General features: G+C 75.0%; 26 protein-coding genes. 9 read left to right on the top strand and 17 right to left on the bottom strand.

The genetic code is table 11. The features are described from left to right. The 3 genes from ABWI04_RS33360 to ABWI04_RS33350 all read right to left on the bottom strand — a co-directional run. Nucleotides 1-222, bottom strand: a 222-nt coding sequence (locus tag ABWI04_RS33360) for a glycosyltransferase (RefSeq protein WP_353834903.1), incomplete at its 3' end; no start/stop codon positions are given. Between the two features lie 37 nt (nucleotides 223-259). Then, the gene (locus tag ABWI04_RS33355) at nucleotides 260-1,285 is read right to left on the bottom strand and encodes an NAD-dependent epimerase/dehydratase family protein (protein ID WP_353834902.1); all 1,026 of its coding nucleotides are present in this window, start codon (nucleotides 1,283-1,285) and stop codon (nucleotides 260-262) included. Nucleotides 1,286-1,368: 83 nt separating this feature from the next. Continuing rightward, nucleotides 1,369-2,427 (bottom strand): aminotransferase class V-fold PLP-dependent enzyme, encoded by a 1,059-nt coding sequence (locus ABWI04_RS33350; RefSeq protein WP_353834901.1) that lies wholly within the window; start codon nucleotides 2,425-2,427, stop codon nucleotides 1,369-1,371. A gap of 84 nt (nucleotides 2,428-2,511) precedes the next feature. Here ABWI04_RS33350 and ABWI04_RS33345 point away from each other — a divergent pair, with 84 nt between their 5' ends. Beyond that, nucleotides 2,512-3,408 (top strand): LysR family transcriptional regulator, encoded by an 897-nt coding sequence (locus ABWI04_RS33345; RefSeq protein ID WP_353834900.1) that lies wholly within the window; start codon nucleotides 2,512-2,514, stop codon nucleotides 3,406-3,408. A gap of 27 nt (nucleotides 3,409-3,435) precedes the next feature. Here ABWI04_RS33345 and ABWI04_RS33340 read toward each other — a convergent pair whose 3' ends face one another. Beyond that, nucleotides 3,436-4,212, bottom strand: coding sequence for an IclR family transcriptional regulator (locus ABWI04_RS33340; RefSeq protein WP_345186904.1), 777 nt, complete (start codon nucleotides 4,210-4,212; stop codon nucleotides 3,436-3,438). Between the two features lie 62 nt (nucleotides 4,213-4,274). Here ABWI04_RS33340 and ABWI04_RS33335 point away from each other — a divergent pair, with 62 nt between their 5' ends. Further along, nucleotides 4,275-5,651 carry a cytochrome P450 gene (locus ABWI04_RS33335; RefSeq protein WP_353834899.1) on the top strand — a complete coding sequence of 459 codons (1,377 nt, stop codon included), beginning with the start codon at nucleotides 4,275-4,277 and terminating at the stop codon, nucleotides 5,649-5,651. A 13-nt stretch (nucleotides 5,652-5,664) separates the two neighbouring features. On the opposite strand, the gene ABWI04_RS33330 is transcribed toward ABWI04_RS33335, so the two are convergent. Together ABWI04_RS33330 and ABWI04_RS33325 are read right to left on the bottom strand one after the other, a co-directional pair. After that, complete coding sequence (locus tag ABWI04_RS33330) at nucleotides 5,665-6,036, bottom strand: VOC family protein (protein WP_345186909.1); 372 nt, start codon at nucleotides 6,034-6,036, stop codon at nucleotides 5,665-5,667. 60 nt (nucleotides 6,037-6,096) lie between these two features. Next, nucleotides 6,097-7,101 (bottom strand): helix-turn-helix transcriptional regulator, encoded by a 1,005-nt coding sequence (locus ABWI04_RS33325; protein WP_353834898.1) that lies wholly within the window; start codon nucleotides 7,099-7,101, stop codon nucleotides 6,097-6,099. A 61-nt stretch (nucleotides 7,102-7,162) separates the two neighbouring features. Here ABWI04_RS33325 and ABWI04_RS33320 point away from each other — a divergent pair, with 61 nt between their 5' ends. Beyond that, a complete protein-coding gene (locus ABWI04_RS33320; protein ID WP_353834897.1) occupies nucleotides 7,163-9,475 on the top strand; it encodes an ATP-binding cassette domain-containing protein in 2,313 nt (770 codons plus the stop codon). Here ABWI04_RS33320 and ABWI04_RS33315 read toward each other — a convergent pair. The 6 genes from ABWI04_RS33315 to ABWI04_RS33290 form a co-directional block, all read right to left on the bottom strand. Further along, nucleotides 9,472-9,942, bottom strand: a complete 471-nt coding sequence (locus tag ABWI04_RS33315) for a PPOX class F420-dependent oxidoreductase (RefSeq protein ID WP_353834896.1) — start codon at nucleotides 9,940-9,942, stop codon at nucleotides 9,472-9,474. The genes ABWI04_RS33320 and ABWI04_RS33315 overlap by 4 nt on opposite strands. A 133-nt stretch (nucleotides 9,943-10,075) precedes the next feature. Beyond that, a complete protein-coding gene (locus ABWI04_RS33310; protein WP_353834895.1) occupies nucleotides 10,076-11,236 on the bottom strand; it encodes an epoxide hydrolase family protein in 1,161 nt (386 codons plus the stop codon). A gap of 100 nt (nucleotides 11,237-11,336) precedes the next feature. Then, complete coding sequence (locus ABWI04_RS33305; protein ID WP_353834894.1) at nucleotides 11,337-13,553, bottom strand: HAD-IA family hydrolase; 2,217 nt, start codon at nucleotides 13,551-13,553, stop codon at nucleotides 11,337-11,339. A gap of 327 nt (nucleotides 13,554-13,880) precedes the next feature. Beyond that, nucleotides 13,881-14,207 carry a DUF1048 domain-containing protein gene (locus ABWI04_RS33300; RefSeq protein WP_345186922.1) on the bottom strand — a complete coding sequence of 109 codons (327 nt, stop codon included), beginning with the start codon at nucleotides 14,205-14,207 and terminating at the stop codon, nucleotides 13,881-13,883. 1 nt (nucleotide 14,208) lies between these two features. Then, nucleotides 14,209-14,565: a DUF1048 domain-containing protein gene (locus tag ABWI04_RS33295; RefSeq protein WP_353834893.1), complete on the bottom strand. Its 357-nt coding sequence runs from the start codon at nucleotides 14,563-14,565 to the stop codon at nucleotides 14,209-14,211. Next, a complete protein-coding gene (locus ABWI04_RS33290) occupies nucleotides 14,562-14,888 on the bottom strand; it encodes a PadR family transcriptional regulator (protein ID WP_353834892.1) in 327 nt (108 codons plus the stop codon). The genes ABWI04_RS33295 and ABWI04_RS33290 overlap by 4 nt, the downstream gene beginning before the upstream one ends. 186 nt (nucleotides 14,889-15,074) lie before the next feature. Here ABWI04_RS33290 and ABWI04_RS33285 point away from each other — a divergent pair, with 186 nt between their 5' ends. Further along, nucleotides 15,075-15,599, top strand: coding sequence for a pyridoxamine 5'-phosphate oxidase family protein (locus ABWI04_RS33285; protein WP_345186929.1), 525 nt, complete (start codon nucleotides 15,075-15,077; stop codon nucleotides 15,597-15,599). A 22-nt stretch (nucleotides 15,600-15,621) separates the two neighbouring features. Here the strand turns inward: ABWI04_RS33285 and ABWI04_RS33280 are convergent, their stop codons facing one another. Beyond that, complete coding sequence (locus tag ABWI04_RS33280; protein WP_353834891.1) at nucleotides 15,622-16,935, bottom strand: hypothetical protein; 1,314 nt, start codon at nucleotides 16,933-16,935, stop codon at nucleotides 15,622-15,624. A 3-nt stretch (nucleotides 16,936-16,938) separates the two neighbouring features. Then, nucleotides 16,939-17,361, bottom strand: a complete 423-nt coding sequence (locus tag ABWI04_RS33275; RefSeq protein WP_353834890.1) for a cupredoxin domain-containing protein — start codon at nucleotides 17,359-17,361, stop codon at nucleotides 16,939-16,941. A gap of 141 nt (nucleotides 17,362-17,502) precedes the next feature. Between ABWI04_RS33275 and ABWI04_RS33270 the strand changes: the two genes are divergently transcribed. From ABWI04_RS33270 to ABWI04_RS33250, 5 genes are all read left to right on the top strand, one after another. Continuing rightward, complete coding sequence (locus tag ABWI04_RS33270) at nucleotides 17,503-19,377, top strand: hypothetical protein (protein WP_353834889.1); 1,875 nt, start codon at nucleotides 17,503-17,505, stop codon at nucleotides 19,375-19,377. Next, nucleotides 19,374-19,529: a hypothetical protein gene (locus ABWI04_RS33265; RefSeq protein ID WP_345186938.1), complete on the top strand. Its 156-nt coding sequence runs from the start codon at nucleotides 19,374-19,376 to the stop codon at nucleotides 19,527-19,529. The genes ABWI04_RS33270 and ABWI04_RS33265 overlap by 4 nt, the downstream gene beginning before the upstream one ends. Nucleotides 19,530-19,540: 11 nt before the next feature. Continuing rightward, on the top strand, nucleotides 19,541-20,332 hold the full coding sequence (locus ABWI04_RS33260) for an SDR family NAD(P)-dependent oxidoreductase (RefSeq protein ID WP_345186941.1): 792 nt from the start codon (nucleotides 19,541-19,543) through the stop codon (nucleotides 20,330-20,332). 129 nt (nucleotides 20,333-20,461) lie between these two features. Then, on the top strand, nucleotides 20,462-20,761 hold the full coding sequence (locus ABWI04_RS33255) for a hypothetical protein (RefSeq protein ID WP_353834888.1): 300 nt from the start codon (nucleotides 20,462-20,464) through the stop codon (nucleotides 20,759-20,761). A gap of 251 nt (nucleotides 20,762-21,012) precedes the next feature. Then, complete coding sequence (locus tag ABWI04_RS33250) at nucleotides 21,013-22,521, top strand: MFS transporter (RefSeq protein ID WP_353834887.1); 1,509 nt, start codon at nucleotides 21,013-21,015, stop codon at nucleotides 22,519-22,521. Here ABWI04_RS33250 and ABWI04_RS33245 read toward each other — a convergent pair. The 3 genes from ABWI04_RS33245 to ABWI04_RS33235 all read right to left on the bottom strand — a co-directional run. Continuing rightward, nucleotides 22,518-22,991: a TIGR00725 family protein gene (locus ABWI04_RS33245; RefSeq protein WP_353834886.1), complete on the bottom strand. Its 474-nt coding sequence runs from the start codon at nucleotides 22,989-22,991 to the stop codon at nucleotides 22,518-22,520. The two genes, ABWI04_RS33250 and ABWI04_RS33245, sit on opposite strands and share 4 nt — an antisense overlap. Nucleotides 22,992-22,998: 7 nt before the next feature. Continuing rightward, nucleotides 22,999-23,298 (bottom strand): 4a-hydroxytetrahydrobiopterin dehydratase, encoded by a 300-nt coding sequence (locus tag ABWI04_RS33240; protein WP_345186951.1) that lies wholly within the window; start codon nucleotides 23,296-23,298, stop codon nucleotides 22,999-23,001. A 62-nt stretch (nucleotides 23,299-23,360) separates the two neighbouring features. Next, on the bottom strand, nucleotides 23,361-23,833 hold a 473-nt coding region (locus ABWI04_RS33235; RefSeq protein WP_502913201.1), incomplete at its 5' end, for a mannosyltransferase YkcB-related protein.

Genomic DNA, 23,833 nt, shown 5'->3' with positions numbered 1-23,833 from the left:
CTGAGAAGCAGTACCGGTTGCAGCGAGGAAGGACGTGAATCGACCGCCGAAGCCGCGCTGCGGCGCGGCCACGACGCGGGCGCCGCGGTCGGCGGCCACGCGCGCGGAGTCGTCGGTGGAGGCGTTGTCGACCACCAGGGCCCGGAACCCGTCGGGCATCCGGTCGAGGACCCAGGGCAACGCCTCGGCCTCGTTCAGGCACGGGAGAACCACATCGATCACAGCTCAGACGCTACTTTCGGTGATGGGGCGGCGACCCTTACGAACTGGTGACGTGCGTCCGGGCGAACTCGGCGACGCCCTCGGCGAACGGCACCCGCGGGCGGAAGCCGAGCTCGCGGCGGGCGCGGTCGGGCCGGGCGACGATGTGGCGGACGTCCCCGAGCCGGTAGTCCCCGGTGACGCGGGGGCGGGGGCCGCCGAACACGTCGGCGAGCGCGCCGGCCATGTCGCCGACGGTACGGGGGTCGCCGCTGGCGATGTTGTAGGCGCGCAGGGCGCCGGGCTCGGGCGGGGCGGCCGCGGTGCGCTCCAGCGCCAGCACGCCGGCGCGGGCGACGTCGCGGACGTGGACGAAGTCGCGGCGCTGCGCGCCGTCCTCGAACACCAGCGGCGCCCGCCCGTCCATCAGCCGCGACCGGAAGATCGCCGCGACGCCGGCGTAGGGGGTGTCGCGCGGCATCCGCGGCCCGTAGACGTTGTGGTAGCGCAGCGCGGCGACGGAGCCGCCGGTCGCGCGCGCCCACGACGCGGACAGGTGCTCCTGGGCGAGCTTGGTGTCGGCGTAGGCGTTGCGGGGGCCGGGCGGGGTCTCCTCGCCGACGGCGCCGGGCGCGAGCGGCTTCCCGCACGCCGGGCACGGCGGCTCGAACCGTCCGGCGCGCAGGGCGTCCTCCGGGCGGGGCCCGGGGCGGACGGGACCGTGGGCGGCGCAGGCGTAGGCGCCCTCCCCGTAGACGACCATCGAGGACGCCAGCACCAGGACGCCGACGCCGGCGCGGGCCATCTCGGCGAGCAGCACGGCGGTGCCCTGCACGTTGACGGAGGCGTAGTCGGGCAGGTCGGAGACGTCCACGCCGAGGCCGACCTTGGCGGCCTGGTGGCAGACGGCGTCGACGCCCCGCAGCCGCCGCGCGACCGCGGCGGCGTCGCGGACGTCGGCGGGCGGGTCGCCGAGCCCGTCGGGGCGGGTGTCGAGCCCGCGGACGCTGTGGCCGGCGGCGGTCAGGGCCTCGGCGATGTGCGAGCCGATGAAGCCCGCCGACCCGGTGAGCAGTACGTTCATGCGCACGAACGTAGGGCGCGGGACCCGGCCGGGGCGGCTCGGACGGGCCGGTCAAGGCACCTTGTTCGAACCTTGTAAGAACTTCACCCGGCGGCGGGCACGAGCGGGGCGAGCAGTCCGACGGCCTTGTCGACGTCGGCCTCGGTGGTGCTGAGATGGAACGCGCAGCGCAGCCGCCCGGCCCGCACGGAGGCGATGACGCCGTTGCGGCGCAGCAGGTCGGCGGCGCCGTCGGGGACGGGCACCGACACGATCGCCGAGTCGCCCGGCGGGAGGCCGAGGCCGGCGGCGAACCGGCGCGCCAGCGCGACGTCGTGGTCGTGGATCGCCGGGATGCCGACCTGTTCCAGCAGTTCCAGGGCGGGGGCGTGCCCGGCCCAGCACTGCCACGCCGGGGACAGGTCCAGGCGGCGGGCGCCGCCGGCCAGGCGCAGCGGCAGCCCGTAGATGGAGTCCCAGACGTCGGCGCCGGCGTACCAGCCGGCGCCGATGGCGGGCAGGGCGTCCAGGGCGTCGCGGGCGCCGGCCAGGAAGCAGGTCCCGCGCGGGCCGAGCAGCCACTTGTAGCCGCCGGCGACCAGCCAGTCGACGCGGTCGGCGGGCAGCGGCAGCCATCCGGCGGCCTGGGTGGCGTCCAGCAGGACGCGGGCGCCGTGCGCGCGGGCGGCGCCGATGATCTCGTCCATGGGGGCGATGCGGCCGTCGGCGGACTGCACCGCCGACACCGCGACCAGGGCGGTGCCCGCGCCGACGTGCTCGGCGATCCGCTCCAGCGGGACCGACCGGACGCTCAGGTCGGGGCGGGCGGCGAACGGGAACAGCAGCGAGGTGAAGTCGCCGTCGGCGACCAGGACCTCGGCGCCGGCGGGCAGCGACGCCGCGACCAGCCCGGTGAAGTAGGACACCTGCGGGCCGCACGCGACCCGGTCCGCCGGGACGCCCAGGAGCCGCGCGAACGCCTCCCGGGAGCGCGTGACCGCCTCGTCCAGCGCGCCGGGGTCCAGCACCCCGGACGCCCGGTCGCGTTCGGCGGCGAGCATCGCCTCGTGCGCGGCGCGCGGCGGCAGCCCGTAGGTGGCGGTGTTGAGGAAGGCGACGCCGGCGCCGAACTCGCGCCGCGCCTGCGGCAGGGAAAGGGCCATGTCCCGATCGTGGGGCACCGCCGGGCCATAGCACAAAGTACGGTTTTCTTGGCGTCCCATCAGTGGCGTTGATACCTTGCGGCGATGCTGGACCTGCATCGCGGCCGGATCCTGCGCGAGGTGGCGCGGCTCGGGTCGATGACCGCCGCCGCCCGCTCCCTGGCCTACACCCAGCCCGCGGTGTCGCACCACATCGCGCGCCTGGAGGCCGAGGTCGGCACCCCGCTGGTGGTGCGGCACGGCCGGGGCGTGCGGCTGACCGAGGCGGGCCGGGTCCTGGTCGAGCACGTCGAGGACGTGCTGGCCCGCATGGGCGACGCCGAGGAGCGGATCGCCGCGATCGCCGGGCTGCGCGCCGGCCGGGTGCGGGCCGCGGTGTTCCCCACGGCGGCGGGCGGGCTGATGCCCGACGCCCTGGTCCGGCTGCGCGCCCGCGCGCCGGGAGTGTCGGTGACCCTGGTGGACGCCGAGCCGCCCGAGGCGCTGGCGCTGCTGCGCGCCGGGGAGGCCGACGTCGCGGTGGTGTTCCGGCACGCGTCCGTGCCGCCCGAGACCGATGCGCGGTTCCGGGAGGTCGTGCTGTGCGAGGACCCGCTGCGGCTGCTGGTCCCGGCGGCGCATCCGCTGGCGTCGGCGGAGCGGCCGCGGCTGGAGGACCTGGCCGGGGAGACGTGGGCGTCGGGCTGCGCGCGGTGCCGCGACCATCTGCGGTGGGCGTGCGCGCGCGCCGGGTTCACCCCCGACATCGCCTTCGCCACCGAGGACCACGTCGCGGTCCAGCGGCTGGTCGCGCGGGGCCTGGCCGTGACGACGCTGCCGGCGCTGGCGCTCGCCCTGCACACCGAGCCGGGCGTGGCGCTGCCCGACGTGCGCGGCGTCGGGAGTCGCCGCGTCAGCGCGGTCGTCGCCGCGGGCCCGCGGCCGCCCGCGGTGGCGGCGCTGCTGGACGAGCTGGCCGCCGCCTCCGCCGCGACGGGCTAGGGCGCAGCGGTCAGGACGGGTGGGCGGTCAGGACAGATGGCGGTGCAGGTCGGTGAGGCGGCTCGCGGCGGCCTTCACCGCTTCGGCCAGGGCGGGCATCCGGTCATCGCCGAACCGCACCGAGGGGCCCTGCAGCGCGACGGCGGCGAACACGCGCCCGCCGCCGTCGCGGACCGGCGCGGCCACGGCGCGGACGCCGGCCAGCCGCTCCTCGTCGTTGACGGAGTAGCCGCGTTCGCGGACGCCCCGCAGGTCGGCCTCCAGCTCGGCGCGCGTGGTGAGGGTGGCGGAGGTGTGGCGGGCGTAGGGCTCCTCCATCGCGACGGGGGCGCCGTCGAAGGCCAGCAGCGCCTTGCCCGTCGCGCACGCGTGGATCGGGTCGCGGTCGCCGGGCGGCTGGTCGTAGCGCAGCGGATGGACCGACGGCAGGTGCAGCAGCACCGCGACCTCGTCGCCGGCCCGTACGCCGAGGCTGACCGCCTCGCCCGTCCCGTCGCGCAGCGCGGTCAGCTCGGGCTGCAGCAGGGTCGAGCCCATCCGCTCCAGCGCCAGGCGGCCGAGGATGGCGGTGGTGGGGCCGAGGAAGTACCGCTCGGTCGCGGGGTCCTGCGCGAGCATCCCGGTGGCGTGCAGGGCGCCCACGATGCGGTGCGCGGTGCTGACCGACAGGCCGAGGCGGTGCGCGATCTCGGTGGGGGTCTGCCGGGCGGCGTCCTCGAAGGACCGCAGCACCGCCACGGAGCGGTCCACCGTCTGCGTGCCCGGCCTGGGCTGGGGCGTCCCTTCCGCGCGGTCGTCCGTCACGGGTCCCATCCTCCCACCGCGCCCGGCGCCGGGACGGCGGGGGGCGTGCGATAGTGGGGCGCGTGGCACCCGACACCCCGGTACGCGCGCCCCGTCCCCCCAAGGCCCGCACGGCGGGCGGGAGGGCGCGGGGCCCCTCGCCGTCGCTGACGGTCCGGCACGGGATCGGGTTCACGAGGAACCCGTGCGCGAGCCTGCTGCGCCTGTACGCCGAGGCGGGCCCGGTCGCCGTCGTCGGGACGCGCCGGATGCCGTTCGTGCACCTGTTCGGCCCCGACGCCAACGCGTTCGTGTTCGCCAACTCCGGCCTGTTCCGCTGGCGGGAGGCGTTCGACCTGCTGGTGCCGGTGAACGGGGAGACCGCGCTGATCGTCAGCGACGGCGCCGACCACCGGCGGCGGCGCAGGCTCGTGCAGCCGGCCTTCCACCACCGGCGCGTCGCCGGGTACGTGGCGCGGATGGCGGCCAACACCGACGCGGCGCTGGAGTCCTGGCGCCCCGGCCGGACGCTGGACGCCTACGCCGAGCTGCGCGCGGTGATCCGCCGCAGCACGGTGGAGGTGCTGTTCGGCGACCGGCTCGCCGCCGACAGTGAGGTGATCGGGCGGCGCCTGCAGGTCGCGCTCGCGGCCGTCGACCGCAACTTCGTGCTGCAGATGGTGCTGCGGTCGGTGCCCAACCCCTACATGCGGCGCGTCGCGGAGTCGCGGGCGCTGGTCGCCCGGCGGGTGGACGAGGAGATCGAGCGGCGGCTGCGCGAGGGCGGCGAGTACGACGACGTGCTGGGCATGCTGCTGTCCTCGCGCGACGAGGACGGCGCGGGCCTGACCCGCCAGGAGCTCCAGGACCAGGTCATCAGCCTGATCTCGGCCGGGTACGACACCACCAGCGCGGCGATGGCGTGGGCGGTGCACGCGCTGCTGGCCCATCCGCGGGCCGAGGAGCGGGCGCGGCGGGAGGTGGCCGAGGTGGTCGGCGACCGGCCGGTCGAGGCCGCCGACCTGCCCGCGCTGGAGTACCTGGACGGGGTGGTGAACGAGACGCTGCGGCTGTTCCCGCCCGCCGTGCTCAGCGCCCGCGTCCCGGTCGAGGACTTCTCCTACGGCGGGCACCGGGTCCCGGCGGGGGCGATGGTGTTCTACTCGCCGTTCGTCACCCACCGGATGCCGGAGGTGTGGCCGCAGGCGGGGCGGTTCCTGCCCGAGCGGTGGGACCGGTCCTCGGAGCTGTACCGCCCCACCACTCCCGCGACGTACCTTCCGTTCGGCGGCGGCCCGCACCGCTGCATCGGCTCGACGCTGGCGACGGTGGAGATCAAGACGATGCTGGCGTGCCTGCTGCGCCGCACGCGGCTGTCCCTGGTCTCCCCCGCCGCCACGCCGACGAGCGTGACCGCGATGCGCCCGCGCGGCGGCGTGCCGGTGCGGGTGCTCGGCTAGTCCGGGTCTCCGGCTAGTTCTGGCGCAGGCAGACGCAGAAGGGGTGCCCGGCCGGGTCGGTCAGGACGCGCCAGCGGTCGCCGCCGGGCTGGAAGTCGGGCCTGGCCCCGCCGAGGCCGGTGACGGTCTCCTCGGCCTTGTCCAGGTCGTCGACGTAGAAGTCGAGGTGGAACTGCTGAGGCCGCTCCCCCTCGGGCCAGGTGGGCGGCCGGTGCCCGGCGACGCCCTGGAAGTAGACGTCCATGCCGTTGGGCAGCTTGACGGCGGCGGCCTCGGGGGTGTCGTAGGTGATCTCGCCTCCGGTCACCGCGGCGTAGAACGCGGCGAGGGCGGGCGGCTCCGGGCAGTCGAGGCTGACGGCGACGAACTCCGCGATACCGGGCATCTATCGGCTCCTTCGTGATCGGTGTGCCCTCAGACTCCCAGGGGAAGCTGACATCTTCTGTCAGGTACAGCGATCATTCCGAGGCGAAGCCGCCGGGCCGGTGAGGCGCCCCGGCCGGGCGGCGCGGGCCAGGCGCTCGGCCATGGCCGCCACGCGGTCGCGCAGCTCGGCCGGTTCGCGGATCTCGAAGTCGATGTCGAGGTAGGCGATGCGCAGCGCCGTCCACTCCAGCGAGTCGGCGGAGGTGCGCAGCACGCAGGTGCGGTCGTCGACCGGCTCGATCTCGTTCTCGGCCACGCGGAACCGGTCGGCCAGTTCCCGCGCGGACGCGCGCACGAGCAGCACCGCCCGCGTCGCCGGATCCGATCCCGCCAAGAAGCGGGTGACGAACTCGCCCGTGTCGGCGGCGGGCAGCTCCCGCGGCGCGACGCGCACGCCGGTCGGCAGCGGGGAGGACGCGCGGTCGACGCGGAAGACCCGCCAGTCGTCGCGGACGGTGTCGAACGCGACCAGGTACCAGCGCCGCCCCGCCGACACCAGGCCGTGCGGCTCGACCAGGCGCCGGGTCTCCCGCCCGTCGGCGCCGCGGTAGGCGAAGCGGACGCGCTCGTGGTCGCGGCACGCCGCGGCCAGCACCGTCAGGGTCTCGGGGGCCGCGACCGGCCCGGCGGGCGGTGAGCCCAGGGTGGTGGTGGCGGCGTGCAGGGCGGTGACGCGGCGCCGCAGCCGCGCGGGCAGGACCTGTTCGAGCTTGGCCAGGGCGCGCACGGACGCCTCGGCGATGCCCTCGACCGCTCCCCCGGTGGCGGCGCGCAGCCCGACGGCGATCGCGACGGCCTCCTCGTCGTCCAGCAGCAGCGGCGGCATCGCGGCCCCGGCCTCCAGGACGTAGCCGCCGGCCGCGCCGAGCGTGGCGTGCACGGGGTACCCGAGGCCGCGCAGCCGCTCGATGTCGCGGCGGACGGTGCGGGGGCTGACGGACAGGCGCTCGCACAGCTCCGGGCCGCTCCACTCGCGGCGGGTCTGCAGCAGCGACAGCAGCCGCAGCAGGCGTTCGGACGACATGACCCCAGTATGCGGCGAATGCGGTCAGGATCTGGCCTCTTTGCCTCCTAGCGTTCCGGTCATGAACGGGGACCACATCGTCATCGCCGGCGCCAGGAACAACAACCTCAAGGACGTCTCGCTGCGCATCCCCAAGAACCGGCTCGTGGTGTTCACCGGGGTGTCGGGCTCCGGCAAGTCGTCGATCGTGTTCGGGACGGTCGCGGCGGAGTCGCAGCGGCAGCTGAACGAGACGCTCAGCTGGTTCGCCCGCGACCGGATGCCCCGCCGCGAGCGGCCCGACGCCGACGTCATCGACCGCCTCGCGCCGGCGGTCGTGGTCGACCAGCGGCCGATCGGCGGCAACGCCCGCTCCACGGTCGGCACCATCACCGACATCTCCCCCGTCCTGCGCGTCCTGTTCTCCCGGCACGGCACGCCGAGCGCCGGCGAGGCCGCCGCCTACTCCTTCAACGACCCGCGCGGCATGTGCCCCGAATGCGACGGCCTCGGGCACGTCGCGCGGGTCGACCTGGACCGGTTCCTGGACACCGGGCGGTCGCTGAACGAGGGCGCCGTCGACTTCCCGCCGTTCGGCGTGGGGACGTTCGTGTGGCAGCTCTACGCCGAGTCGGGCCTGTTCGACCCCGACAAGCCGCTGCGGGACTTCACCCCCGAGGAGTGGGACCTGCTCCTGCACGGCAAGGGGTTCCGGGTGCCGCGCCGCAACCGGACCGGGTCGATGGGCCACAACGCCTACGAGGGCATGATCGAGCGGTTCCAGCGCCTCTACCTCAAGCGGGACCTGGCGTCCCTGCCGCCCAAGGTGCGCGACGCGGCCCGCCGCGTGGTGCGCGAGCAGACCTGCCCGGCCTGCGGCGGAGCGCGGCTCAACGCGGCGGCGCTGGCCTCGCGCGTCGGCGGCCGCACCATCGCCGAGATGTCGCGAATGGAGGTCGGGGACCTGGTCGCCGCGCTCGGCGAGATCACCGACCCGGTCGCCGCGCGGGTCGCCGGGGAGGCCGCCGCGCGGCTGCGGCGGCTGACCGACATCGGCCTGTCCTACCTGTCCCTGGACCGGCCGACCCGCACGCTGTCGGGCGGGGAGGCGCAGCGGCTCAAGGTCGTCCGGCACCTGGGGTCCAGCCTGACCGGGATGACCTACATCTTCGACGAGCCGAGCGCGGGCCTGCACCCGCGCGACGTCGACCGGCTGAACGCGCTGCTGCTGCGGCTGCGCGACAAGGGCAACACCGTGCTGGTGGTCGAGCACGACCCGGCGGTGATCGCCGTCGCCGACCACGTGGTCGACATGGGGCCCGGTGCGGGCGTGCACGGCGGCGAGGTCGTGTTCACCGGCACGGTCGCGGGGCTGCGCGCGGCCGCGACCCCGACCGGGCGGGCGCTGGGCCGCGCGGTGCGGGTGAAGGACGCGTTCCGGGAGCCGGGCGGATGGCTGGAGGTGACCGGCGCCCGCACCCACAACCTCAAGGACGTGACGGTGCGGTTCCCCGCCGGCGTGCTCACGGCGGTCACCGGCGTGGCCGGGTCGGGCAAGAGCACCCTGGTCATGGACGAGTTCGCCGCGCGGCACCCCGGCGCCGTCGTGGTGGACCAGTCGGCGATCGCGGCGTCCCGCCGGTCCAGCCCCGCCACGTTCGTCGGCGTGATGGACCCGCTGCGCCGCCTGTTCGCGCGGGCGAGCGGCGCCGACGCGGCGCTGTTCAGCCACAACTCCAAGGGCGCGTGCCCCGAGTGCGACGGCAACGGCGTCATCGTCACCGACCTGGCGTTCATGGACCCGGTCACCACCACGTGCCGGGCGTGCCGGGGCGGCCGGTACCGCCCCGAGGTCCTCGCGCACACGCTGCGCGGCCGCACGATCGTGGACGTCCTGGCGATGACCGCCGAGGAGGCACTGCCGTTCTTCACCGGGGACGCCGCCGGAGACGCCGACCCGTCCGAACGCGCGATCGCCGCGCGGCTGCGCGCTCTCAACGAGGTGGGGCTCGGCTACATGACGCTCGGGCGGCCGCTGGGGTCGCTGTCGGGCGGCGAGCGCCAGCGCATCAAGCTGGCGACCCGGCTGCACCGCCCCGGGACGGTCTACGTGCTGGACGAGCCCACGACGGGCCTGCACATGTCCGACGTCGGGGCGCTGCTGGCGCTGCTGGACCGGCTGGTGGACGGCGGCGGGACCGTCATCGTCGTCGAGCACGACCTCCAGGTGGTCGCGCACGCCGACTGGGTGGTCGACCTCGGGCCCGGCGGGGGCCGGCACGGCGGCGAGGTCGTGTTCGCCGGCACCCCCGCCGCGCTGCTGGAGGAGCCGTCCTCGGTCACGGCGGAGTTCCTGCGCCGCGGCCTGCCCGGGCGGGCCGCGGCGCGCCGCTAGTTGTCGGGGACCAGGCGTGCCGGGAAGCCGCCGGTCGCGATCGGCCCCCACCGCTCGATGGTGACGCGGATCAGGGACTTGTCCTGGCGGCGCATCGCCTCCCGGTACTCGTCCCAGTCGGGGTGCTCCCCGGCGATGCAGCGGTAGTAGTCGACGAGCGCGTCGGCGGCCTCGGGCATGTCGATGACCTCGGCGGCGCCGTCGACCTGCACGTAGGGGCCGTTGAAGTCGTCGGACAGCACGCACACCGACACGCGCGGGTCGCGGCGGGCGTTGCGGGCCTTGGCCCGCTCGGGATAGGTGGACACGACGATGCGGCCCTGGTCGTCGACGCCGCACGTCACCGGCGACATCTGGGGCCGGCCGTCGGCGCGGGCGGTGGACAGCAGCGCGTGGTGGCGGGGACGCAGGAACTCCAGCAGTTCGGAGCGGTCGACGCGGTTCGCGGTGGCGATCGAAGGAGCCATGCCCGCAACTCTAGGAAGCGGGCGCCGATGAGTTCGCGACCGCCCCGCCGTCTTCGCGGCTCGGGGGCCGGGCCGGTGGCGTTGTTCGCGGTCTGTCGGCTGTGCGCCGGGTGACCGGGGCACCTGGGTCTGGTCAGCGGACGAGGCGGAAGAACACGCGGAGCTCCTCGACGAAGAGCCGAGGTTGCTCGAACGCCGCGAAGTGACCGCCCTTCTCGGGCTCGTTCCAGTGCCGGATGTCGGTGAAGCGCTTCTCGGCCCACCGCCGGGAGGGGCGGGGGTTCTCCTTCGGGAACACCGAGCACCCGGTCGGCACGGTCACCAGGTCCGTCGCGCCGGCGGTGAAGACCCGCTGCACCTGCCTGAAGCTCTCCCAGTAGAGACGGGCGGCGGACGCCCCGGTCCCGGGCAGCCAGTAGAACATGAGGTTGTCGAGCAGTTCGTCGCGAGTGAGCGCGTTCTCCGGGTGGCCGTCGCAGTCGGTCCAGAAGCGGAACTTCTCGATGATCCAGGCGCACAGCAGCGCCGGGGAGTCGACGAGCCCGTAGCCGACGGTCTGCGGCCGGGTGGACTGTTCCAGCGAGTAGCCGTCCTCCCGGCGCTGGGCCTCCTCCAGCGAGGCCAGGGCGGCCCGCTCCCCGGCGGTGAGGTCGTCGAACGTCGCCGGGTCCGGAGCCGCGAGGGGCGGGGTGAGGTGGATGCCGGCCAGGTGCTCCGCATCCTGGCGGCCGATCAGTGTGGTGATGGTGGTGCCCCAGTCGGAGCCCTGCGCGCCGTACCGGTCGTAGCCGAGGCGAGCCATCAGGCGGATCCAGGCGGCGGCGATCCGCTCGACGCCCCAGCCGGGGTCGCCCGGCTTGTCGCTGAAGCCGTAGCCGGGCAGCGACGGGCAGACGACGTGGAACGCGTCGCGGGCGTCGCCGCCGTGGGCCGCCGGGTCGGTGAGCGGTCCGATCACCTTGAGGAACTCCACGACCGAGCCCGGCCAGCCGTGGGTGAGGACGAGCGGCAGCGCGTCCTCGTGAGGCGAGCGGACGTGGAGGAAGTGGATCCCGAGCCCGTCGACGGAGGTCCGGAACTGCGGCAACGCGTTGAGGCGCGCCTCGGTGGCCCGCCAGTCGTACTCCTCGGCCCAGTACCGGCACAGTTCGCGCAGATAGTCCAGGGGCACGCCCTGTGACCAGTCGTCGACCGTCTCCTCATCCGGCCACCGCGTGCGGTTCAACCGTCCCCGCAGGTCGTCGAGTACGGACTCGGGGACGTCGAGATGGAAGGGGATCACATCGTCGGCCATGCCGCCCTCCTCGTCGGAGTGTGGGGGGTGAGCGCGGGTGGTGTGCATCGGTGGTGTGAATGGCCGGGCGTCGCGTTCGGCGTGCGCGTTGTCGTGCCGGTCATCCTTCGGCGAGGAGGAGCGCCTGCTGGGGCGCGAGCCGGACGCGGCCGGCCCTGGGCCGGTCGAGCGTGACGGAGGGGTCGTCGGTGTCGAACACCGCCGGCGCGGGCAGGTCGACATCGGCCACAGGGGCGTCGCGCAGGTTCACCACGGCCCAGAGCGCTCCCCTGCGGTAGGCGGTCACCGGTGCGGCGAGCACGGCCCTGGTCACCTCGTCGGTGGCGGCCAGCCGGCGGGTGAGCCGGCGTCGGGTGGCCAGCAGCCGGCCCACGGTGTTCAGGTGGGATGCCGGGTCGTCTCGCTGCCTCGCCACGGTGTCGCCGTCATCGCGTGCGCCGTCGGGCAGCCACGGACGCCCCGTGGTGAATCCCAGTCCCGGACCCGGCCGCCACGGCATGGGGGTGCGCGCGGCGTCGCGGCTCTCCTCCGGCTGGGCGGCGCCCAGCGGGTCGGCGCCGAGGCCGGGCGGGACCCGCCCGTCGCCCAGGCCGAGTTCCTCGCCCTGGTAGAGCCAGAAGGTTCCAGGCAGCAGCGCCATCAGGACGTGGAGCGCGAGTGACCGGCGCCGGCCGCGGAGCCCGTCCCCGAACCGGGTGGCGGCGCGGGAGCGGTCGTGGTTGCCCTGGACCCACGAGAGTCGCGGCGACGCCGCCACGGCGGCCTCGATCATGGTGTCGATCCGGTCGGCGTCCCAGCCGGTTTCGACCAGCCCGAACCAGAACGACGAGTGCAGCCGCTCGCCCTCGACGAAACGGGCCAGCGCCCGCGGGTCGAGTTCGTAGACTTCGCCGACGAGGAGGGCGTCGTGCCGGTCGGCGATGCGCCGCCACCGCTCGTGGACGGCGTGCACATCGGGCTGGTGGATGTCATGGCGGTGCTCCTGGCGGCGCCAGTCCATCGTCACGCCCCGCGCCGGGAGGAGCCGGCCGGCGGGCAGCGGCGGATTGTCCCGCAGGTCCGCGTCCTTGACGAGGTAGGCGGCCGTGTCGACGCGGAAGCCGTCCAGTCCCCGCGCGAGCCAGTACTCGATGATCGCGTCGACCTCGGCCGCGAGCGCGGGGTCGCGCCAGTTGAGGTCGGGCTGTTCAGGGCGGAACAGGTGCAGGTAGTACTGACCGGTCGCCGGGCTGAACGTCCACGCCGGCCCGCCGAAATGGGACGGCCAGTTGTTGGGCGGGCCGCCGCCGGGGGCCGGGTCCCGCCAGATGTAGTACTCGCGGTGCGGGTCCGTCCGCGAAGAGGAGGCGGCGGCGAACCAGGGGTGGGCGTCGCTGGTGTGGTTGACGACCAGGTCGCCGATCACCCGCATGCCGTGGCGGTGCGCCTCCGCCAGCAGCACGTCCAGCGCGGCCTCCCCACCGAACAGGGGATCGACGGCCCGGTAGTCGGCGACGTCGTATCCGTGGTCGCGCATCGGCGAGCGGAAGAAGGGGGTCAGCCACACCACGTCCACCCCGAGGCGCGCCAGGTGGTCCAGGTGCGCGCTCGCCCCCGTCAGGTCGCCCCAGCCGTCGTCGTTGCCGTCCGCGAACGACGGAAGGTACACCTGGTAGCCGACGGCGTCGCGCCACCACGGCCGGAGCCGCGACCGCTCCAGCAGATCGGCCAGCCGCCCCAGGTCGGGCAGGGACAGCCCGCCGGGCAGCCCCCGCAGCGCCGCGGTCGGCATGCCCGCCGCCCGGCCGGCGGCCAGGCCCGGCTCGGAGTCCTCCACCACGAGGCAGGCGGCCGGAGGGATCCCCAGGCGGGCCGCGGCCTCCAGGTAGCCCTCGGGGTCGGGTTTGCCCACCGCCACGTCGTCGATGGTGAGGAGGAGGGGCGGATCGATCCCCGCCGCCTGCAGGCGTGCCTCGGCCAGCCTCCCGTCGGCGCTGGTCACCACGGCCCACGGCAGTCCGAGCCGGCCGAGCGCGGCGATCAGGTCATGCGCGCCGGGCGTCGCGGTGACCTCCGCCAGGTCCTCGTGCTGCAGGGCGTGCTGCCGCTGCGCCGCCGCGGCGGCGCCGTCCTCGCCGAGGCCGGGGAGCAGCCGCCGAACCGTATGTGCCGCCGGGCTCCCGTGGGCGATGGCGAGCACCGCGCCGGGGTCGACGCCGTGCTCCGCGGCCCAGATCGACCAGGCGCGCTCGACCGAGGCGTCGGAGTCGACGAGAGTGCCGTCCATGTCCAGCAGGACCGCTTCGATCGCTGCGAGATCGATCCGTTGCCGCCGCACGAGGCCCTCCTCGATTAAACTCGTGGAGCGAGCATAAAGCCCTCGAGGGCGGCCCTGGCAAGAGCCCGGACGCGCTCGCTACTCTTTGAGGTCGAGCGGTGGCTCAATGGAAGTGCTCGGGGCCGCGTTCGGGTGTTGTGCGGCCCGGTGGGCCCGGTCGGCGGGTGGGGTCGCGGTTGAACAGCTTCATCGACCAGAGGAAGCCGACCAGGGTGATGCCCACCGACCAGGAGGTGGTCTGGCAGCCGCTGTCGCCACGGGTGGTCAGGGGCCCGAGCGCCCGTCTCGGCTCACCCGTTGCAGAGCTCCGCCGGTACCGGCCGGGCGCTACTTCCCGGCCGGGCCGGGTTCCCCGCTCCTGGATTCCTGGTAGATCTCCGCGTAGGTGGGAGAGTCCTTGATCAGGTCGTCGCAGAACGCGGCGACGTCGTCGCCGGTGAGCTCCAGGACTCCCCTGCCCGCGGCGGCGCCCTCCTCGAAGAAGTCGACGATCCCCGGGAGCAGAGGCCCGTCGGGCAGGTCCACCGGCCCGACCTTGAACAGGTACCTCTGCATCTCCTTGTAGACGATCCGATAGTCCGGCGGGAGCGCCTTGACCCGCGCCATGTGCGCCCGCCACTGCCGCTTGCCCTCGATGACGTCCTGAATGCCCACGTCAGCCTCCCAGCCGGCTCAGTTTCCTCGCGACGTTCCTGTTCAGCTGCTCGCGCCACCGGTCGCGGTAGGTGCGGGCGCCCTCTCCGCCGGCCAGCGCCGCGCAGAAGCCTCGGACGTCGTCGCCGAGCACCTCCTGGACGCTCTGCCCGTCCGCCGAGGTTTCCTCCAGCAGCCCCAGGGCGGCGTCGAGGATCGGCATCAGGTTGCGGCCGGTGAAGTCCGAGTGGGGGGAGAGGTGCGCCTTGATCTGTTCCCATGCCGCCCGGTGGTCCTCCGGCAGGGCCGCGGCCCTGACTTCGAACGCTTTCCATTCTCTGGTGAGATCACTGCCTGTGACGGTCTCCCAGAAACTCATCTCCCGCCCTCCTTGAGGCTGTCGATGCGTGATGAGACGTACTGCCATTTCGCCCAGAACTTCGCGAGTTCCTCGCGTCCGGCGTCGTTGAGCGCATAGAACTTGCGCGGCGGACCGACCACGGAGGGTCGTTTCGTCACCTGGACGAGCCCGTTCCTCTCCAGCCGCAGCAGGATGGTGTAGACCGTCCCTTCGACGACGTCGGTGAAGCCGAGATCGTTCAGCCGGCGCGTGATGGCGTACCCGTAGGTCTCCTCGCCCCCGATGATCTCCAGCACGCAGCCTTCGAGCGTGCCCTTCAACATCTCCGTCAGGTCGTCCATCGCGGGCCTTCGATCTCCAGGTACCTTGTAGTACTGAGTACCACTATACAGTACCACTTAGTAGTGGCGCGGGGGTGCCCGTCCCGGCAGGGCCGCCCTTCCGGCGACTCCGGGGCCGGGCGCCGATGAGTTCGCGGCCGCCCCGCCGTCTACCTTTCGAGGGCGGTTTCACGAGGGAGGACGACGATGAGCGACCGCGAACCCGTCGAGGCGCGCGACCTCGACATCTACGGGGCCGGAGAGCTGGCGTGGGACGGCGTGCGCGACGCGCTGAAGGCGGCGCTGCCGAAGCCCGAGACGCCGGTGTTCCTCGGCACGGCCGGCCCGGACGGGCGCCCGCACTCGGCGGGCGTCGGCGCGCTGTGGCACGACGGTGACCTGTACGTCGTCAGCGGGCCCGGCACGCGCAAGTCGCGGAACCTGGCGGCGAACCCGGCGTGCACGGTCTCGGTCCGCACGCCGGTCGGGGACGTGGTGCTGGAGGGCGAGGCCCGGCGCGTCACCGACCCGGAGGTCCTGGAGGCGGTCGCGGCCGGGTATCGGGACGGCGGGTGGCCGGCGCGGGTGGAGGGCGAGGCGTTCACCGCGCCCTACAGCGCGCAGAGCGCGGGGCCGCCGCCGTGGTGGGTCTACCGGATCACCTTCCACACGGTGTTCGCGGTGGGGACGGTGGAGCCCTACGGCGCGATGCGGTGGAAGTTCGCGCGCTGAGCGGTGCGCGCGGCGCGGGCGGTCAGCCGCTCAGCAGGGCGAACAGGCCGGCGCAGGTGAGCGCGACCATGACGGCGGCGATGGGCAGCTGCCCGCGCGTGGCCGGGCCGGGGCCGCGCAGGGCGAGGTCGTGCGCGGCGATCGTCCCGGCGATGTGGCCGAGGACGATGGCGTTGACCTGGACCTGCGCGACGAGGGTGGGTCCGGCGAGGTCGTAGTCGACGCGGTTGCCGGTGGAGCCGAGCAGGTCCAGTCCCGTCCCGAAGGGGTCGCTGGCGAGGATGAACGTGGTCTGGCCCTCCAGGACGAAGAACGAGAAGTAGTGGGCGAGGGTGTAGCCGAGGGCGATCGGCAGCAGGGTCGCGGCGAACCGGGCGGGCCCGGACCGGTCGTGCGGGAGGGCCGGGTCCTGGCGGGTCAACCGTGCGCTGAGCCGCAGCGCCGCCACGTACAGCAGCGCGACGGCGCCGACGGCGGCGGCCAGGCCGAGGGTTCCGGCGCGGACGCTCGCGGGGTCGACGTTGTCGCGCCAGTAGGTGGTGCGGGTGACGCCGTCGAATCCGGTCGAGCCGATCAGCACGCAGGCGGTCGCGGTCAGTCCGGGTTCGGGGTCGCCCTTCATCAGGCCGGTGAGCGGGGTGCGCAGGACGAGGGCGCCGTCGCCGCGCCGCCCGACGGGGCACAGGCGGGCCAGCAGGCTGGAGTAGGCCTCGAACCCGTCCGCGCGGGTGAACCAGTCGCGGCCGAACCACCAGGCGGGGGCCAGGTTGGCGGCGGCGTAGGCGAGGATGAGGGCGCCGACCAGGCGCGGGTCGGAGCGGTGCGGGGCGACGAGTTCCAGCCAGACGAATCCGGTGAGCCACGCGGCGGCGGGCCAGTAGCCGAGCCGGGCGGGCAGGGGGCGCCGCCCCGCCGCCGGGGTGCGGGTGGCGCGGCAGAGCGCGGAGTGCAGAGTCCGCAGCGGGTTGACGCGGCGCCACACGGGTCCGAGCAGGACGCTGGCGGGCACCAGGCCCACCCAGAACGTCACGAACAGTGCCCACGGGGCGAGGTTGCGGGCGTCGGAGGCGGGTCCGGCGAACGCGACGGCGACGACCAGGGCGGACGCGGCCAGTGCGAGGGCGCGCCCGGCCGCGGTGAGGGCGGGCGCGTCCAGCGCGCGGGCGAGGGCGGGGGGCAGCGGGCGCCCGGCGTCGGGGTGGAGGCGGGGCCGTTTCCACGCGGCGGTGAGGGCGAGGAAGGTGGCCGCGACGGCCAGGCCGCCGCCGGTGATGGCGGCGACGGCGTCCAGCGGCAGGTCGGTGCGGCCGCCGAGCCCGTGGGCGAGCACGTGCACGGGTCACCTGACCTGGAGTTCGAGGACGCGGGCGCCGGAGTGGTGCAGTTCGGCCTCGAACACGCCGGGGGTGTCGGCGGTGAAGCGCAGGACGGCCGTCGCTCCGGGGCGCAGCAGAAGCTCGCGGTCGTAGCCGTGCAGGTGGAACTCGTCGGCGGTGTCGCCGGTGACGGTGATCTCGACGGCGGCGCCGCGGGGGACCTTCACGCGGCGCTGCGCGGTGCGGGGCTTCCCGCCGGTCACGGTCACGGCGATCCGGACGGCCGGCCGCCCGGACGCGGCCGGGGCGCCGCCCGTCGCGGCGGGCGGCGTACCGGTCCGCGCGCCTGACGGCGGTGACGCGGGCTCTCCGCAGGCGGCCACCGCCGTCAGCGCGGCCGTGGCCGTGACCAGCACCGCGGTCGCTCTCGCTCGTGTCCGCCGCATGTCTCCCCTTCCGTTCCGGTGTCGCACACCACAAAGTGTGACACTAGACAATGACACATTGGAAAGTGGCATACTCCGCTTGGGAGTTCGCCCCGATCAGTACGGGGCCGTCCTGGTTCGCGCGTCAAGGGAGCAGCGGTGGTGGAGCACGTGACGGGCATGAGCGCGACGATCGGCGGCGCGGGCGTCGCGGCGCGGCTCGCCGCGGCGCCGGCCAAACCGGCGGGCGGCGCGGCACTCGACCAGATCCTCATCGCCTCGACCGCCGCGGCCGCCCTGACGGCGGTGCTGCTGGTGCTCGGCTGGGGCCATCGCAGCGGCCGCGTCACCGTCCTGGCGCGGGCGGCGGACCTGGCGACCCGCGGCCCGGGCCGCGGCACCCCGGGGTGGGCGGCGCTGCCGATCCCGGTCGCGATGGTGTCGCTGCTGGTCGCGCTGCTCGGAATGTACTGGGACATCTCCCTGCACATCTCGCACGGCCGGGACGAGGGGCCGCTGGCCAACATCGCCCACTACCCCATCCTGATCGGGCTGTTCGGCATCTTCACCGCCGGGGTGCTGGCCGTCGTGCTGCCCAGGGGCGAGCGCCCCGGCGCGGCCTCGGTGCGGATCACCCGGGACTGGCACGCCCCCGCGGGCGGCGTGCTGCTGGCCGGCGCCGGCTTCTACGCGCTGCTGGGGTTCCCGCTCGACGACGTCTGGCACCGCATCTTCGGGCAGGACGTGACGCTGTGGGGGCCGACGCACCTGATGCTGATCGGCGGGGCGGGGCTGTCGCTGGTGGCGATGATGGTGCTGGAGCGGGAGGGCCGCCGCGCCTGCGGGGACGCCGGCCAGCCGCCGGGGCGGCTGCGGTACGTGCGGCGCTGCATGCACGCGGGCGGGCTGCTGATCGGGCTGTCGGTGTTCCAGGCCGAGTACGACTTCGGGGTGCCGCAGTTCCGGCTCGTCCACCAGCCGCTGCTGATCGCGCTGGCGGCGGGCTGCGCGCTGGTCGCGGCGCGGCTGTGGGCCGGGCGCGGCGGCGCGGTGTTCGCCGTGGTGTTCTACATGCTGGTGCGCGGCGGGGTGTCGGTGCTGGTCGGCGGCGTGATCGGGGAGCTGTGGGCGGCGGTGCCGCTGTACTTCGCCGAGGCGGTGTGCGTGGAGGTCGCGGCGCTGGCGCTGGCGCGGCGGCCGCTGGCGCTGGGCGCGGTGTCGGGCGTGCTGATCGGCACGGCCGGGTTCGGCGCCGAGTACGCCTACGGGCAGGTGGCGTTCCGGCTGCCGTGGACGCCGGACATCGTGGCCGAGGGCATGGCGATGGCCGTGGTGGGCGGTGTGGCGGGCGGGCTGTGCGGGGCTCTGCTGGCCGAGGGGCTGCACGGGCGGGCGCCGCGTCCGGCGGTGGCGCGCGGGCTCTTCGCGGCGGCGATCCTGGCGGTCGCGGCGGCGGTCGCCAACGGGCTGGTCGTCTCGGTCCCGCAGGGCAGAACGGCCACCGTCACCCTCACCGGCGTCCGCGGCGACGCCGCGCACCGCACCGCCGACGCGCGCGTCGAGTTCTCCCCCGCGGACGCCGTCGACGGTCCGGCCTGGGTGACGGTGACGGGCTGGCAGGGGCAGGGCCTGCACGTCGACCGCCTGGTCAGGGTGCGCGAGGGCGTCTACCGCACGAGCGAGCCGATGCCGCTGCACGGCGAGTGGAAGACGCTGGTGCGCGTCCATGACGGGCGGACGCTGGCCGGCGTCCCGGTCTACCTGCCCGACGACCCGGCGATCGGCGCGAAGGAGCTGCCCGCGCCGCCGCGCTTCACCCGGGACCTGCAGGGCGAGCGGACCATCCTGCAGCGTGAGCTGAAGACCGACGTGCCGAGCTGGCTGTGGGCGGCGTGCTCGGCGGTGGTGCTGCTGTGCACCCTGGCGCTGGTGCTGTCGCTCGGCTGGGGCGTGGCGCGGATCGCGCGGCGGCTGCCGGAGCGTCCCGGGCCCGCCGGGGCGGCCCGGGACGGGTCGGCCGCGAAGGCGGGCGCATGACGGCGCAGGGGGTGCTGGCGTCCCATCCGATCATCACGGCGGTGCCGTTCTTCGTGCCGACCTTCGTGGTGGTCGCGGTGATCGTCTTCGTGGTGTGGCGGGACCGCCGCCGCGGCGAGGACCCGCCGGACGACCCGCCGCCCTCCCCCTAGACTCTGCGCTCATGAGCGATCATCCTTCCTCCCTCCCGTACCTGGCCGAGCTGTTCTCGCTGGAAGGCAGGGTCGCGGTGGTGACGGGAGGCAGCTCGGGGATCGGCAGGGCGATCGCCGGGGCGCTCGCGCGGGCCGGGGCCTCGGTGGTGGTCGTGGCGCGGCGGGAGGCCGAGCTCGCGGCGACCGTCCGCGAGCTGGAGGGGCACGGCTGCCGGGCCGCGGCGGTGAGCGCCGACCTGGGGTCGCGTGAGGCGGTCGCCGACGCCGCCGAGGCCGCCGCGTCGGCGTTCGGCGAGCCCGACATCCTGGTCAACGCGGCGGGGGTGAACCTGCGGCCGCCGATGGACGAGCTCGGCGCCGACGTGTGGGACGCCACGATGGCGGTGAACCTGGAGGCGCCGTTCCTGCTCGGGCAGCGGTTCGGGCCGGGGATGGCCGAGCGCGGCTTCGGGCGGCTGATCCACATCGCCTCGCAGCAGGCGTTCCGGGCGTCGGTGACCAGCGGCGCCTACGGGGTGTCCAAGGCGGGGCTGGTGGCGCTGGCCCGGTCGCAGGCCGAGGCGTGGTCGAGCCGCGGCGTCACCGCCAACGCCCTCGTGCCGGGTTTCGTGATGACGCCGCTGAACGCGCGCCTGTCGTCGGACCCGGCGAAGGTGCGGGCGCTCGCCGAGCGGACCCTGGCCGGCCGCAACGGCCTGGCGGAGGACTTCGCCGGAGCCGCGGTGTTCCTGGCGTCGCCGTCCTCGGCCTACGTCACCGGCCAGTCGATCTTCGTGGACGGCGGCTTCTCCGCCCACTAGGCCCCCGCCCGGCGGGATCGAGGTGTGGCCTTCGGCCTTCGCCCGCGCACGGTCAAGACCAGCCCTGGTCGTCCAGGGCTGCTCCGGTGCGTCCGGAGCTCGGAACGAAAGACCGAAGGTCGTGATCATATGTGCAGGATCGAGAACACCGTGGACCGCCCGGCGGAGGACGGGAACGCCGTCGAGGCCCTTGGCGCGTTCGTCGCGTTCGTCGCCGCCGGGTGCCCCTGGGGCGCCTTCCTCGACATGGTGAACGGCGGCCTCGACGATCCCATCGGGGACGGCGCGCTGAAGGGCGCCATCGTCGGCGCCGTCTGCTTCCTTCTCCTCGCGATCGGCGTCGCCGTCGCGCACGCGGTGCGGAACCGCAGGGCTGCGGCCAGACGCCGGAAACGGGATCGGCGGGCCCGCCAGGGCCCGGAAGCGTGAGCTCTGGCGACAGGCCCACTGATCTTCCAGCAGAACCCGGGGCGTAGCCCCGCAACAAGGAGCGGCCCCTTGGGGCCGCTCCTTCGTGTGAGCCATCGGATACCGGACTCCCGCGTCCACGCCGCCGATCAGAGCGGGGGCCGGGGCCGGGGGTTCGACTCGGGTTGAGAGTTGTCGGCCGCCTGGCCCTGTTGAACGGGCCGCGAGCGGCGAGAAGTCTCCGGGACGCCTTCAACGGAACGCTGGAGGTCATGGATGTCGGAGACAGCACGACTCAGGTGACGGCGAGTGCCGTCGAGGCGCCCGGTGACGGGCGGGGACGCGTGTCCAGGCGGCGGTGGTGGACGCTGGCGGTGGTGAGCGCGGCGCAGCTGCTGGTGGTCCTGGACGGGACGATCGTGAACATCGCGCTGCCGTCGGCGCAGCACGCGCTCGGGATGTCGGACGGGAACCGGCAATGGGCGATCACCGCCTATGCGCTGGCCTTCGGTGGGCTGCTGCTCATCGGCGGCAGGGTCAGCGGCGTGCTCGGCCACCGGCGCGCCTTCCTCGTCGGGCTGGCGGGGTTCGCCGCGTCGTCCGCGCTGGGCGGCGCGGCGGTGAACCCGCTGATGCTGTTCGGGGCGCGGGCGCTGCAGGGCGTCTTCGCCGCCCTGCTCGCGCCGGCCGGGCTGTCGCTGCTGGCGACCACCTTCACCGAGGCTCGCGAACGCGGCCGGGCGTTCGGGGTCTTCGCCGCGGTCGGCGCGGGGGGCTCGGCGATCGGCCTGATCGCCGGAGGCCTGCTGACCGAGTACGCCGGCTGGCGCTGGTGCCTGTACATCAACGCGCCGATCGCGCTGCTCGCCGCGCTCGGCGTCGCGCTGGTGCCCGCGGACCGGCCGATCCCGGAACGGGGGCGGCTGGACGTCGCCGGAGCGCTGCTCAGCCTCGCGGGATTCGCCGCGGTGGTGTACGGGTTCAACCGGGCCGAACCGCTGGGGTGGGACTCGGCCGAGGTGCTGGCGCTCCTGGCCGGCGGGACGGCGCTGCTGGCGGCGTTCGCCGCCGTCGAGATCCGCGCGCCCCGGCCGCTGCTGCCGATGCGGGTCCTGCTGCACCGCGCCCGCGCCGCCGCGTTCTGCGCCATCACCCTGATGTTCGTGGCGATGTTCGGCTTCTACCTGTTCATGAGCTACTACACCCAGACGGTGCTGGGCTACTCACCGGTCCGGGCCGGACTGACCTTGATCATCAACGCGCTGGCCGCGCTGGCCGGGTCCGTGCTCGTCGCCGGGAGGCTCCACGGCCGCGTCCGGCCCGCGGCGGTGATCGTGCCGGGCCTGCTCACCGCGGCCGCCGGGATGCTGGTCCTGACCCGCCTGTCCGCGGCGGGCACGGACGTGTTCGCCTTCGCCCTGCTTCCCGCTCTCGTGCTCACCGGGCTCGGCCTGGGCTGCGTGATGCCCCCGACCGCCGCCCTGGCCACCGAGGGCATGCGCGGCCACGACATCGGGGCGGCGTCGGCCGCCTACAACGCCGCCCAGCAGCTCGGAGCGGCCCTGGGCACCGCGCTGCTGAACACCCTGGCCGCCGGCGCGACCGCGGCCTACCTGGCCTCCCACCCGCACCCGCGCCCGGACGCGGCCGTGGTGCACGGCTACACGACCGCGCTGACGGTGGCGTGCGTGATCCTGCTGGCGGCCGCGTGCCTCACCCTCGCGCTGTTCATCCTGCGGCGCGCGCGGCCGCGCGCGCCGCGCACCGGGGTGCGGGGCTAGGGCCACAGGCCGGTGGCGTGGACGGCGGCGGCGGGGTCGGCGGCGTGCACGATACCGCCGACCGGCCGTCCGTCCTCGTCGTGGACGCGCCAGCCGCCGAGCTGGACGACGGGGATGCGCCCGGCCCGCATGGCCAGGGCGATCTCCGACAGGGTCCCCCAGGATCCGCCGACGGCGATGACGGCGTCGGCGGCGTTGACGATGACGTTGTTGCGGGCCTGGCCGAGGCCGGTGGGGACGGCGACGGTGAGGTCGGGCCCGGCGGCGGCGCGGTCGGCGGCGGGCAGGATCCCCACCACGACGCCGCCGGCGCTGCGGGCGCCCGCGGCCGCGGCGGCCATCACGCCGCCGTGCCCGCCGCACACGACCACGGCGCCGCGCCCGGCGAGGATCCGGCCGGTCTCGTAGGCGTGGTCCCACTGCAGCTCGGTGCACTCGCCCGGCCCGCACACCGCCACCTGCACGGCCATCGCGGCCCTACCCGGCGCCGTGCCGGGCGGCGATCTCGTCGATCGTCGCGGCGAGGTCGAAGTCCTTGCCGGTGAGGCCGCCGGCGCTGTGGGTGGTCAGGGCGAAGGTCAGGGTGCGCCAGCGGATGTCGATGTCGGGGTGGTGGTCGGCGTCCTCGGCGGCGCGGGCGACGTCGGCGACCACCTCGATCCCGGCGGGGAAGGACGGGGCGGTGACCTGCCTGCGGATCTGGTCGCCGTCGCGGCTCCAGGCGGGCAGGCCGCGCAGGCGGTCGGCGACTTCGTCGGCGTCGAGCGTGTCGGCCATCGGGTCACTCCCTGTTCGCTGGTGCCGTTCTCCTTCCTCCCTTCCCCGCGCGGGACGACCGGTCACCCCGCGCCGGGGGTCAGGTCGTACAGGACGGCGCCGCCGACGGTGGCGGGGGTGTAGTGCGCGGCGACCCATGCGCTGATCTGCTGGGCGGCGTCGCTGCCACCACTGGCACTGCCGGCGCCGCGGGCCGTGGCGCCTCCCGGGCCGCGGTTCTGGCCGCGGTCGCCGCCGACGAAGTAGTGGATCTTTCCTTGGCGGGCGAGGCGCTGGAACTCGGCGAGGGTGGGGGCGGGGTCGGTGCCGTTGAATCCGCCGACGGCCATCACGGGCCGGCCGGTGGCGAGCTGGTAGCCGGCGGCGGTGTTGGATCCGACGGCGGCGGCGACCCAGGTGTAGGAGGCGGCGCCGGCGTTGAGGGCGGCGGTGACGGCGGCGCCGGGGGTCCCGGCGTTCAGGAGCCCGCCCGGTCCCCCGCCCGGGCCCGCGCCTCCCGGCCCTCCGCCGCCTCTGGGGCCCGCGGGTCCGCCGG

The sequence above is a fragment of the Actinomadura sp. NPDC000929 genome (genome assembly GCF_040492065.1).
Lineage (GTDB): Bacteria > Actinomycetota > Actinomycetes > Streptosporangiales > Streptosporangiaceae > Spirillospora > Spirillospora verrucosospora.
The sequence above is the reverse complement of the archived record's forward strand: the minus strand, read 5'-3'. Positions and strand labels throughout refer to the sequence as shown.